Genomic DNA, 12,948 nt, shown 5'->3' with positions numbered 1-12,948 from the left:
CGCGAAGACCATGGCCAGTTCGACTCCCTACCTAAAAAACGAGGCGACCGGGCACGTCTTCGAGTTGAATCGCGATCGCTTCGTCATCGGTCGCCAAACGACGAACGTCGACCTGTCGATCCCGACCGATCGGGATATCTCTCGGGTCCATGCGGTCCTGACGCGGGAGAACCGCGTCTGGACGATCCGTGACCAGAAGAGCCTCAACGGCGTCTACGTCAACGACAGAAAGGTCGAAGAATCGCAATTGCGATCTCGCGATGTCGTGCGACTCGGCGGGACGACCCTGCTCTTCGAAGATCCCAATTCGACGGTCGCGCAACAAGGCAAGGTTTTTTTCGAGTCCTCTGGGCGGCTTGCGGTCAACGACACCGACATGTCAGCCAGTTTGTCACTCAATGCCCGCTCATACGCGAGAGCCTTGGGCGGCGGCGACTCCCATGCCGAATTGGCGGACGACCCAAGCTCGATTTTGAATTCGATCGCGCTGTCGAGCAGTGATCGACTGAAGCAGTCGACCACGGTCGACTTGCTGCAGCTCTACGTGCAATCGTTTGGAGAATTGGGCAAGGCACTGATCACCGCGACTGACCTCGACGAGTTCTTCGAGTGCGTTCTCAATCTGCTGTTCATGTTTTGCCCGGCCGAGCGGGCGGCCTTCTTTCTGTTGGACGCAGAGGGCCAGCTTCAACCTTGCGTCTTCCGAGGACTCGGCACAGATAATGATGAAATCGATCTGAGCCGAACCGTCATCCGCGACGTGATCGAAAAGAATCAGGCAGTTCTGATTGGAAATGTGGAGGAAGAAGCGGAGGTCGCCGTCAGTATTCTCCGGCAGAAGCTCTCGTCCCTGATCTGCGCCCCGATGTACCGCGATGGGCGAACGGTCGGGCTCTGCTATGCCGATACGAAAACGAGTGGAGACGCCTTCGAACGAAATCACCTCGAATACCTGCTTTCACTCAGCCTGTATGCGGCTGTCGCGATGAATATGTTCGAGGCCCGGGCGCGGGTGAAGGAAGAACGCCGGAAGCGCCGCAGACTCGAGGGTTACCTGCCACCGGCGGTGATGGAACAGGTGCTCGAGGAACAAAATGTCGGGCAGATGAGCTCCAAGCGGGCAGACGTCACAGTTATGTTTGCCGATCTCTCCGGCTTCACCGCGATGTCTTCGAATATGGAGCCTCACCAAGTCGTCAGCGTGCTCAACACGCTCTACGAACATCTAATCGAAGCAATCTTCGAACACGGAGGCACGCTCGACAAGTTCATGGGTGACGGATTGCTCGCCTACTTTGGAGCTCCTCTTGCTCAACCAGATCATGCAGAACGGGCGGTCGCGGCGGGGATCGATATGATGCTGGCGATCGACGGTCTCAAGGTCCCCGATGCCCCTGAGGTGACGCTCCGAATCCGGGTCGGCGTCAATAGCGGGCCCGTCGTCTACGGGGATATCGGCACTCCGAAGGCCCGAAATTTCACCGTCATCGGAGACACCGTCAACGTCGCGAGCCGGCTCGAATCGAAGGTCGCCCGACCGGGACAAATTGTCGTCAGTCCAGCCACGCGGACATTGCTCGGCGACAAATTTCGATTCGAAGAACTTGAAGAAACCCGCCTGAAAGGAATCGCCGAGCCGGTCCGACCATTTCGGATCTGCGATAACCGCTTGGACGACCTGTTGCAAAGGACGGTGGGACCGCGGCATTGAGCGTCATCAATATTTCCGAATATTCGAAGCGCGCGGAATATTTCCACTAGAGGGCGTACACCGGTTGAGCCGATTCTTTTGGTATCAACCATGAGCGCGCCCACATTACCTCCGCCGTGCCGTCGTTCAACATCGGGAGCGGTCCGCGCTGCGCTCGCGGCCATATCGATTGCGATAACGTTATTCATACCAGTGGGTTGCGCCTCGCTTTCGGTCCCGGAATCCTCCGAGCGGGCCGCGTGGGAACGATTTCGAGAGAATGTGACTTCCTTCACAGGACGCGGCCAGACCCAACCGGACCATCCGATGGAGGCGTCCGGGACAGGCAAAAAGGCCTCCGAACTGGTCGCAAGCGCCGTATTCACTGACGGGCAGGAATCGGAAGTGGTTGATCGAGAGGTCATTCCAGCCTCATTCGAGTCCCCGCTATCCGACGACGATCTGCTGGAACTCGACCACGCGATTTACCTGGCCTTGGAGCGAAACCTCGGCATTCGGATCGCAGGGTATCTCCCGCAGCGAACGCGCCCGGAAATCACCGCGGCGGAATCGGTCTTCGATGTTCGACTCGCAGCTGGCTTGGCTCTGAGCACGGCGAACGAGCAGGTCGCGTCGGCGGTCGAGTCGTTCGGCACCGGCATCGATCGCATCCAGACGACTAATGCCGACGCCCCCAACGGGTTAGGCGATCAGCTGGAAGCGACCAAACTTTGGGAGTATGGAACGCGAACACGAATCGGTTATTCGAACGGCTTTCAGCAGTCCGATCCGACCGGCTCGCTGCTGATCCTCAATCCGGCTTGGCGATCGGCGGTAGCCGTCACCGCCGAACAACCGCTGATGAGGGGACGCGGCAGTGACATCAACCGGATTCCGATCCTCCTCGCGCGACAAACACATGCCGCTTCGATCGAGGAATCGGAAGCCGCCGTCAACGAGACGATCCTGACGGTCCATCGCCAATACTGGCAGGCATTCCTCGCTCAGGAAGAGGTTGCCCAACTGGAACTGTTAATTGAACAGGCTTCATGGACCGTCGATTTGGAGCGGAAGCGACTGCAGGTCGGCAACGGGTCGGCCAGTGGGTTAGCCCAAGCCGAGTCGAATTGGGCGCAGCTTCGTCGCGAGCAGACCGAAGCATTCCGGCGGCAAGCGGCCGCATCACGACAACTGCGGCGCCTGCTCGAGCTTCCGGACGATGCGGTCGAACCATTGCTGATCGCCGATCGCCCGTCGGTGCAATCGGCTGAAATTGACGTCGATTGGGGATTGGCCGAGTCGAGCTTGCGTCGCCCTGACCTAAACTCGCAGCGTTACCGAGTGCGGTCGGCTCACCTCCGCCTGAAGCAAGCGCGCGATGGCCTGGAGCCCGATCTGTCACTATTCGCCGGTGCGGGTCTGAATGGCTTGGCCGAAGACATTCCGGGAAGCCTCGACGCGTTTTCCAGCGGAGAATTCGGGAGCTTGTCCGCGGGCATCCGGTACCAGCACTGGGTCGGTCAGCGAGCCGCGAACGCGTCGGTCCGCCAAGCCGAAGTGGACCTGCATCAGGAGACGTTACGGCTTCAACAGTTAAAACGGCAGGTCGAAGACGAAGTCCGCCAGGCCGCTGATGACGTTCGCTATCGGCGGGAATTGGTCGATCGCAGCCGGACAGCGGAAAGTGCCGCGAAAACACACCTCGATGCGATCACGTCACTACATCGCCACGGGCAATGCGATGTCGACCGGCTTGTACGGGCACGCCGCGAATGGGGCGTCGCCGTCCAAGCAAGATTCTCGGCGGAAGTCGATCTGGCCAACGCGGTCACCGATTGGTTCGCTTCAACCGGGACGCTCGTCAATCAGCGTCCTCCGAGCGGCGGCGTTCCACCTCGGGGCATCGATTCGCCCCCACCGGCACCGGCGTTACTCGAAGATTCCTCTCTCAACGAGTCGGTTCTTGAAGAGTCGACGCAGCCCGAACTCTCGCGCCAGCCGGCCCGAACGTACGATGCGCTGCCTGTTGAGTAGTCACGACGGTGAGGCCCAACTGATGACTTCTATCAGTTGGCAACGATCTGCCCAGAAGGCTCCGCCCGTTCGGAAAGTGGTTCGCCGGGTGTTTTCAACTGACGTTCCAAAAGCTCGCGCATCGTCTCGATCGCACGATCACGACGGTCGAACCGAAATCGGACCGGACTCAGCTCCCGACCGAACTTGCCAGTCGTCTTGTTAATTTCGATCCTCTGAAACAGCTCGCTGAGCTCTGTCGATTGTGAACCGCCGGAGCGATCCTGGTTGAGTGCATCGATCAGAAAATAGGCTTTGACGACGCCATCCCACGCCTCGAACTGCGGGAGCCGATCGAGGACGGAGCTGGCGATCTTCTCTCGGATCACGTTCTGATTCGACGGGCGCTTTGCGATCCGGCACTTTGCTAGCAAGCCATCCGCTTGGTTCCCCAATTCGATCACACGATCAGGCTCCGGGCGAAAGCGACTCATCTCGCCGGTCAATTCGCCCAACACCTCTTCTAGTCGGCGGACATCTTTCCCTGCGATCCCGCTGACAATGGCCGCTTCCCCCGTTAAATCGGCGAAGTGATTCCCCCATTGGGGTCGACCGTTGCTCTCCGATCTCTTCCACATCAGCGGGACGAGATCTTGGTGACACCCGTAGCAGGAAGATTCGGCGAACTCGGGCCAGGGTCGGTCACGGTCCGCCCGCGTCAACTGAGCACGGTCTTTCATCAGTCCGATCCAAGCTCGAGAGCCGGTCACTTGCCCCGCCGCCCAGCATTCCAGTCGATTGGTTGCGGGCCCTTTGCCACGCCAGTGAGGCGGTATGGCGTCGAGAAACGTCGGCAGGTCGAACAGCAGCCGCGGATGTCCGGCGGCGATCAGGTCGTGATTGACGTCGCGGGCGGGAAATTCAGCAGTCGCCGCAGAGCCGACATGACACGCCGCACACGTTTCCCCGGCCACGTAGGGATCGGAAAGATACGGCATCCCGACATTCTTGTAAGCGGCTCGCCGGTCGGCTTCAGCTTGATACGAGGCCAGCTCGACATGTCCTCCCATCCACTTCGCAGGCTCGACGTGGCAACTGTCACAACTGATTCCTCTGCCGGTCGCCGTGAAGTTTGCCTGCCGATCCGGCCGCTCGGTTTTCACTTTGGCAATCGAGCCGTGACAGGCAACGCAGGTGACGTCGTTCCACGGTTTCAGTTCATCTGGTAGACGACCATCCTTTGAAAGCCGGTCAGCATAGAGCAATTCGGAAATGCGGACGCTCTCCGCACTCTTGAGAACCGCGTACGCCGTCGTGTGAGGGTCGCGGTATTGCCACAGCGTAAACTCGTTGAGCCCTGCTCCCTCTCCTTCAGTCGGCCGGGCTCTGCCATGACAGCCTCGCCCGCTGCATGAACTCGCCGCGCTTAGCAGTTCGGAATGACGGTGGTCTTCACTGCTCTTCGGGTTCGAGTTCTCCGCTTCCGGGCTGCCAGTCGAAACTTGCGCATTCTCTGCCGTTGCTAATTGCGGCGTGACAAACAGTAAGCTCAGCGCGACGGATGCTACGAGCCGCCGACAATGGGACAGAGGGGCGTCACTCGTCACGGGGACACACCTTGGAAAGTTCTGTGGATCGTCAGGCAAATTGGACAGGATCATCAACTCACTTCAGATGGGGACGGATCGACCGAACGTAATGCCTGCGAACATCCGATCCGTATTTCGTTGACACCTCACTTTTCGCAGCCTATCGTCCCGGCTGCGATTCGCAAAAGTGAATTCGGCGCGATTGCTTTGATCAGGGAAGGTCAGCCTGCACGCATCACGTCCGATCGGGTTGACTTCTTCTTAATCGCGGAAGGGCGACACGCAGGATCACCGAATCGATCCAACGCCGAATCGGTTCGGAGCAGGCACGCTGGCGGCACGGGTGACAGTCGAAGTTGGATCACCGCGACGAACTCAATCTGATGTTTGCCTCGATCCGACTTTGGAACCGCCCGCCAATCACGGTCGACTCCCTGGGATAATCATCGGTGGCACTGTTTACTCGGCAAACGTGGCCGCAGCATCGGCCGTGGATTATCGCGCTGGTGATCGGCGTGGTGGTCTGCCTCGGGCTGTTTTGCTACAGCGTGTTCGCTTCGCAAGGGTGGCCGAGCGGCAGTAGCGGCATCTGCCTTTCACTGGGAATTGCTGCCGCCGCGCTCATGGTGTTCGAAGCGCTGCTGGGCGTCCGCAAGAAGTGGCTTCGCGTCTGGCGGATCGGTTCCGCACGAATGTGGCTGGCCGCTCACATCTGGCTCGGCATCCTGATTCTCCCGCTCACCCTTTGCCACGCGGGATTCAGTTGGGGCGGCTGGCTCAACCAGACGTTGATGTGGCTGTTCCTGGTCGTCTGGTTCAGCGGGATCATCGGGGCGCTGCTGCAGACCATTCTGCCGACGCTGATGTTCGAACAGGTCCAAAGCGAAACCGTCTACTCGCAAATCGACCGCATGACCGCACTCATCCGAGCCGATGCGTTGAGAGTATTCCATCAGTTAAACAGCAAATTTAAGTTCGACCCGACCTTCCACGACCAACTCTCTGAAGAACGTGCACAGCTCGAACAGAAACGGCAGAACTATCGCGTATCGGGTGTCGTCCGGTCAGCCGGCTTGGCGACCGGCCGTGTTGCCGTGATCGATCTTCCCGGAATGTCGGCCGGCGAGACCAAAGAGATTGAGCAGTTCGGCAAAGACTACGTCGATTCCTTTTTGCGACCGGAGATCGATGATGCACACCCGCTGGCCGACGCCAAAAAGTCTCAGGCCTTGTTCCGCACTCTCAAATCACACGTCGAGCCGGAGATGCTCAAACCGGTCGACATGCTTGAAGCTCTTTGCGGCCGTCGCCGAGATTTGATTCGACAGAAGAAAATTCATTTCTGGCTGCACGTCTGGCTGTTATTGCACCTTCCGATCTCCGTCGTCGTAATGGTATTGCTCGCGGTCCACATCGTCGTCTCAATCTTGTACTGGTAGGAAGGATTTCGTCACCTGCCATGTCCTCTAATCGTGCCGAAACTGACTCATCCTCGTCGCTGCAGGCGCGCAGCCAGCAGATGGCCGGAAGCCGTCAACGGATCGGCGACATTCCTGCGGACATCGAGCACGATTATTTTCGACGTCCCGATCGCCTGACGCGATGGAAAACGCGGCTGGCATGGTTTGGTGCGATCGCCTCTATCATTTTGATTGGGTTAATGATCAATTGGCCCGAAGCTGCCAGGGCGGTTTCGGGAGACGAAGACACGTCGATCGATGCGGCGCTGCTACCTCTGCTTAAAGCCGGGGCGAATCATGGCGTCTTATCGTCGGTTCATGCAGCGTGGGATAACGACTGCGATGCCTGCCACGTGCCCTTCGCGCCGATTCGCCCCGAGAGCGCAGCTCACTTACTGATGACCGGTGCGATCGAGCGGACCAACGCGAAATGCAATCGCTGCCACCTCGGCACGACCCATCACGCAAACCTGATCACGCTTCAAGATTTGGATTCGCCAGACGTGGCCGATCAGCCCGATCCGCATGTCATTGCGACATTGAAAGCCTACGGGGCAAAAGCCGCCTGCGCTTCCTGTCATATCGACCATCGCGGACGGGAGGCTGACTTAGTCGCAGTGGCAGATTCAAAATGTATTGTTTGCCATGCAGATTTAACTCCGTTCCTAAAGACGGAGCCTCCCCCGGGGTCAAACCACGCTGATGGCTGGCTGAAGATCGCGTCGTTCAGCACGCAGGGGCATCCGAACTTCTCGACTGAGCAGAAAGATTTTGAAGACCCAGGCAAATTGAAATTCAATCATCAAATGCACATGGCCGCCGGTATTCCCGGTCAGACCGACGCCTATTTCCGCTACCGAAACATTGAGGACGCGGCATTGCGGACGACATACCTTACTCATCATGCCGGTTCGAACCGAGCAGACCTTGATACGCTCGTCGAGCTGAACTGTAACTCCTGTCATGAATCCGGCTCAAACAACGCCTCCGCGACTGAATTAACGTCGGGGCGATATTTCTCCGCGATCAATTTCGAGCGGCATTGTGTCGCCTGCCATCAACAGGATCTTGCGGTACCGGCAACCGCGGGTCCGAAGGGAAGCGGCGCTGACCCGGTGATCGTGCCGGTGCCTCACGGGCTTTCGCTGGATACAACGCTCGACTGGGTCTCCGCTTTTGTCACCAAGAATGCGCTGACCGAATCGACCAGCCTCATCGAACAATTACGGCAATACGATTTGCGATCTCCCTCGGCCGATGTCCGAGATATTTTACGCGGGTTTCGCGTTGAATCCGGGCCGAAGAACGATTCTGACGCTGTCGCCACGGCAGCAGGCGTGGCCCGCATCCGAGATGCCATGCTCAATTCCGATCAATCTTGTGCGCAGTGTCACTTCTATGAAGCCGCCGGCGATGTTGCGGAAAACGGCGAGCAGTTGATTGGCGAGACGTCAAACGACACCAACCCTTACGAACAAATTAAAATTGCGGCGACCAACGTACCCACCGTCTGGTTTAAGAGCGCAAAGTTCGACCACGTTTCTCACCGCACGATCGATTGCCTCGGGTGCCATGACGGTGCCGTCACCGGCGATGATACTCGACCGAAGAGTGTCACACAGGGTACTTGGCTCGTGACGATGGCCAACGAAAAGCTCATTCCCGGAATTAACAATTGCGTCGGTTGCCACGCCCCAAGGACCACTAGCGCATCGGGCACCGTTTCTGGCGGCATTAATCACAATTGTTCGCTTTGTCACAATTATCATAGTTCCGACCACATTCCCGCCGGCCTTTCTCTGCCCGCCCCCGGAACAGAAACCTTCCGACGTGCAGACGAAATGCTGAACGTCAAGCCGAGATAGCGAGATGCCGACGGTTCAACGAACGCTTTTCGATATGCTCGACGAGATCGAGCAGCGGTGCGGCTGGTTGCCGAAAGAAGAACTCAGAACGCTGGCGTTACAGCGAGGAATGCCGCTGTACCGTCTTCAGGAGGTGGCGAGTTTTTACAATTCGTACCATCTCGAAAAACCCGCCGACGTCGAGGTGCGGGTGTGCCGCGACATGGCGTGCCACATGCGAGGTTCGGCGCAATTGAGGGGAGCGGTCGAGCGGCACTTCGGCGACGATGAAAGTCGGGTGAAAGTCGTTGGTGCGTCCTGCCTGGGGCGCTGCGATCAACCGGTCGCCTTTGGTATCGGCCACCACTTTTATCAAGCCACCAATCCGGACCAGTGCATCAGCAATATAGAAGCCGCTCTGAAAGGAAATGCTGAACAGGACGATCTCTACGAAGGTCCGATTCCGCCCGAGTGGAAGATTGATCCGTATCAGGGAGAGGAAACTTACGAGGCACTTAAGGATTTCATCTCAAATAAAGATGACTTGAGCGGCCAGCAGGAATTGGTCCTGAAATCACTCGAAGAGTCAAAGCTGGTCGGCAAGGGTGGCCCCGGTGCACGGACAGGGAAGAAATGGCGGACCGTCGGGTCGCAAAAACAAGATGTTCGCTATGTCGTTTGCAATGGCGATGAAAGCGAACCGGGTACGTTTAAAGATCGCGAACTCTTTTCCAAAGCACCGCACTTGGTGATTGAAGGAGTTCTCATTGCGGGCTTAACTTTGGGTGCCCGAGAGTGCTGGATTTACGTTCGTCACGAATACCCGCAGCAAATCGAAACGTTGCGAAAGGCGATCACCCGGGCACGCGAAATGGGTGTTTGCGGCCGAAACATTCTCGGTTCCAGGCTCGATTGCGATATCGACGTATTTGTAAGCCCCGGCAATTATATTTGCGGTGAGCAGACTGCTCTGATCGAAGCGATGGAATTGAAACGCCCGGAACCGAGGCAGCGGCCACCGAACCTCGAAATCAAGGGGCTATTTCAAAAGCCGACATTGGTTAACAACGTCGAGACATTCGCTTGGATCCCCGCAATCTTAAGAAAAGGGCCGCAGTGGTATCTTGACCAAGGCGCTAACGGCTGCACCGGCCGGCGATTCATCTCGGTCAGCGGCGACGTCGAAAAACCGGGCGTGCATGAAGTCCCTCTGGGTTGCACCGTCGGCGACATGCTTGAGTTGTGCGGCGGGATCGCGGGGGGCCGGGCGATGCAAGCGGTCGGCTTATCGGGACCTTCCGGAGGATTCCTGCCGCCTCGCCTTTCGCGTCGCGTGCTCCCGTCCGGCTTTCAAGACAAATACATGTCGAAAGATGAAGATCATTTCGACATCTTGAAATTGCCAGTCGATAATAATTTCTTCCGAAGAACACTCGAAGGTCGCTTTGCCGTTGGAGCCGCCATCATTTTTGTCGGCGAGCAAACCGACATGTATTCACTTATTAAAAATGCGACCGAGTTCTATCGCAACGAATCGTGCGGCAAGTGCGTGCCGTGCCGAGTCGGCGGACAGAAACTTGTCGAAATCAGCGACGGCATTCGAGAAGGCAAGGCCCCTGACTCGAATTTATTTGAAGCCTTACAGCAGACGATGCGAGAGGCCTCGATTTGCGGTCTCGGGCAGGTCGCCTCAGTACCCATCGCGTCGTTCCTGGAGTTCTTCCCGGAATACACCAGCGAAGACGGTGCAAAAGATATGATGATGCGAACCGTCCAGCCAAGGGATCTATAACATGGCTCTCGATTTAAACCCCACGACCGGGGATGAGATTCTTCAATATACGGTCGAGGGCCAGCTCGTCTCGCTTGAACCGGCCGACGAGCAGATGATCAATCAGTTCGTCTCCGTGACGATCGACGGTCGCGCGATCACCGTGCCGCGGGTGCAGATCGCGCGCGATGCCAACGCCGAACCGATCCGGGATGCCGCCGGGAATGCGCAGTATCGCTACACCACAATTTACGACGCGGCAAACGAGGCCTATTCGAAGCTGCACGAGCAAAATCCGATTCATGTGCTGTGCCATCGCGAGCATATGGAGCCGGCCGCGGTCTGCCGCGTGTGCATGGTTGAGGTTCGGTCCGAGGGAAGGTCGGAAGGATCGCTCGCACCGGCATGTCACCGGCTGGTCGACGACAAGACCGACATCTTCACGGCGAAAACCAGCGACAAAGTGAAGTCGGTCGTCGGCATGGTGACTGAGTTGCTTTCGTCCGACCAACCGGATCCCCGAGAGCATCTGAATCCAACCCGCGAGTCCGACATTACGCAGGAACTGTCGAGTATCGCCCGTGAGGTCGGCGTAGGCGTCCCTCGGTTCGGTCGCAGTTCAGCGAATCGCGGGCAGGACCGCTCCTCCTCAATGATCGATGTCGACCACTCGGCGTGCATCTTGTGCGACCGATGCGTCCGGGCCTGCCAGACAGTCGTGAAGAACGATATTATTTCCCGGACGGGAAGGGGCTACGCCGCCAAAATATCGTTTGATTTGAATGATCCGATGGGTCAATCAAATTGCGTCTCGTGCGGCGAGTGCGCGATCAGTTGCCCCACCGATGCGCTGTCCTTTAAGGAAGGTTCTAAGCATCAACTTCCGGATTACGCCGAGGACATCTCGTTTGTCGAACTGCGGAAGAGCTTTCCGCTCGTCCGCGACCTTCCTCCACGCCTATTGCAGTTTAATGAACGGGCATTTTGGCGACGAAGCCTAAAGAAAGGTGATACTGTCTTCGAAGAGGGTGAGCATGGTTCAACTGCGTTTTTAATCGAATCAGGGCGATTCGAGGTCAAGCGACGTGAACGTGGCAAGACCGAATCAAAGCCCGAAAGTTTTTTCGGTTTATTCAACAGTTTTAAGACGGTCGTACGCGATTCCCAAGGCGAGAATTCGGGCGGTGTCGGCGAGGCGGTCGCTGGCCACGATGAGAATGGTCGCACGATTCTCGATGAAAAAGACCTGCTCTTCGGTGAAATGACCTGCCTGAGCAATTACCCCCGTTCGGCCACCGTCGTCGCTCTTGACGACGATTGCTCGGTGATCGAGATCCGGCGAAACTTGCTTCAAGCATTGAAGCGAAACCTGAAGACGCGACGCATTCTCGATGAACGCTTCCGCCGCAGCGCGATTAGCAGCTTCCTCGGGCAAATTGATATCCTTCGGCCGTTGAAGAATGACGGCCAGAAATTCAATGAGATTACAGAATATCTGCGCGATCGAGTTCAACTCATCGAGGTCAACCCCGGCCAAACGATTTACCAGCAAGGCGGCCCAGCCGATTCGGTCGATCTGGTCCGGATCGGATTCGTCAAGGTGTCAACGACGACCGCAAACGGGGAAGAGTTCGTCCGCAGTTACGTCGGACCGAACAGTTGCATTGGCGAACTGGCCTGCATCAGCGGATTTCCGGACGCCGGCGAGGAGATTAAGCAGCTCTTACCTGAGGCCGTCCGAGGTCGACGCACCGCAACTTGCACCGCGGTTGATCATGTCGAACTACTACGAATACCGGCCGACAAGTTTGCCGAGTTATATCGCTCCAACTCCGATTTCCGGGAACAGATCGACAAGGTCGCGATTAAGCGGTTGCAGGCGGACGACACCGTCAATTTTAACCCTGAATCGATGGGGCTCGGTGAGTTCCTCGAACAGGGCCTGCAAAATGCGCGCAGCTTGCTCGTTCTCGATCTTCATAAATGCACGCGCTGCGATGAGTGCGTCCGCGCGTGCGCGGATGCTCACGAAGGAGTTACGCGCTTAATTCGCGATGGGATGAGATTCGACAAGTTTCTCGTCGCCAGTTCCTGCAGAGCCTGTCTCGACCCGACCTGCATGGTGGGTTGCCCCGTCGACGCGATTCACCGCGGCGATAGTGGCGAGATGAAAATCGAAAACTGGTGCATCGGTTGCGGGGAGTGCGCGGATAATTGCCCTTACGGCAATATCAACATGCATGAGGTCAAAGCCAACGCCACGACGGCGCTCGGTTGGCTCCGTGGCGGGGGCAGTTCACGCGATGCTCCGATCCAAGGCCGCGACGGCAAAGCCGAACTTCAGGTTCGGGCGACCATCTGTGACCTGTGCCAGTCCCCGGGCGGTCGATCGGCAGACGATACCAGTGAAAACGTCGACAACACTTTGATCAAGAAGCTTAAAAAGCGAGAGCCGGCTTGTGTTTACGCCTGCCCGCATGATGCCGCCCATCGTATGAGGGGGTCCGAATTGCTTGAGGAAATCCGTAAAGACCGGGGGATCGCCGCTCTCGAAATTCAGTGAGAACGCAAACTGTTCTCA

7 protein-coding genes are annotated in these 12,948 nt (G+C 57.6%); 6 read left to right on the top strand and 1 reads right to left on the bottom strand.

Features of this window, described 5'->3' with window-relative positions; translation table 11 throughout:
* Nucleotides 1-10: 10 nt before the first annotated feature.
* Nucleotides 11-1,711: an adenylate/guanylate cyclase domain-containing protein gene (locus Pan189_RS02645; protein WP_145362416.1), complete on the top strand. Its 1,701-nt coding sequence runs from the start codon at nucleotides 11-13 to the stop codon at nucleotides 1,709-1,711.
* Between the two features lie 261 nt (nucleotides 1,712-1,972).
* Nucleotides 1,973-3,724: a TolC family protein gene (locus Pan189_RS02640; protein ID WP_310820989.1), complete on the top strand. Its 1,752-nt coding sequence runs from the start codon at nucleotides 1,973-1,975 to the stop codon at nucleotides 3,722-3,724.
* Nucleotides 3,725-3,756: 32 nt separating this feature from the next.
* Here the strand turns inward: Pan189_RS02640 and Pan189_RS02635 are convergent, their stop codons facing one another.
* On the bottom strand, nucleotides 3,757-5,364 hold the full coding sequence (locus Pan189_RS02635) for a multiheme c-type cytochrome (protein WP_145362414.1): 1,608 nt from the start codon (nucleotides 5,362-5,364) through the stop codon (nucleotides 3,757-3,759).
* A 377-nt stretch (nucleotides 5,365-5,741) separates the two neighbouring features.
* Here Pan189_RS02635 and Pan189_RS02630 point away from each other — a divergent pair, with 377 nt between their 5' ends.
* Genes Pan189_RS02630 through Pan189_RS02615 form a run of 4 tightly spaced genes read left to right on the top strand, consistent with a single transcriptional unit; the run spans nucleotide 5,742 to nucleotide 12,930 of the window.
* Nucleotides 5,742-6,731, top strand: coding sequence for a hypothetical protein (locus Pan189_RS02630; protein WP_145362413.1), 990 nt, complete (start codon nucleotides 5,742-5,744; stop codon nucleotides 6,729-6,731).
* Nucleotides 6,732-6,751: 20 nt separating this feature from the next.
* A complete protein-coding gene (locus Pan189_RS02625) occupies nucleotides 6,752-8,617 on the top strand; it encodes a hypothetical protein (protein ID WP_145362412.1) in 1,866 nt (621 codons plus the stop codon).
* Between the two features lie 4 nt (nucleotides 8,618-8,621).
* A complete protein-coding gene (locus Pan189_RS02620; protein WP_145362411.1) occupies nucleotides 8,622-10,388 on the top strand; it encodes an NADH-ubiquinone oxidoreductase-F iron-sulfur binding region domain-containing protein in 1,767 nt (588 codons plus the stop codon).
* A gap of 1 nt (nucleotide 10,389) precedes the next feature.
* Nucleotides 10,390-12,930, top strand: coding sequence for a cyclic nucleotide-binding domain-containing protein (locus Pan189_RS02615; RefSeq protein ID WP_145362410.1), 2,541 nt, complete (start codon nucleotides 10,390-10,392; stop codon nucleotides 12,928-12,930).
* Nucleotides 12,931-12,948: the final 18 nt, after the last annotated feature.

It is taken from the genome of Stratiformator vulcanicus, from assembly GCF_007744515.1.
Taxonomy (GTDB): domain Bacteria; phylum Planctomycetota; class Planctomycetia; order Planctomycetales; family Planctomycetaceae; genus Stratiformator; species Stratiformator vulcanicus.
Note: the sequence above shows the minus strand (reverse complement) of the source record. Positions and strands in the feature narration are given on the sequence as shown.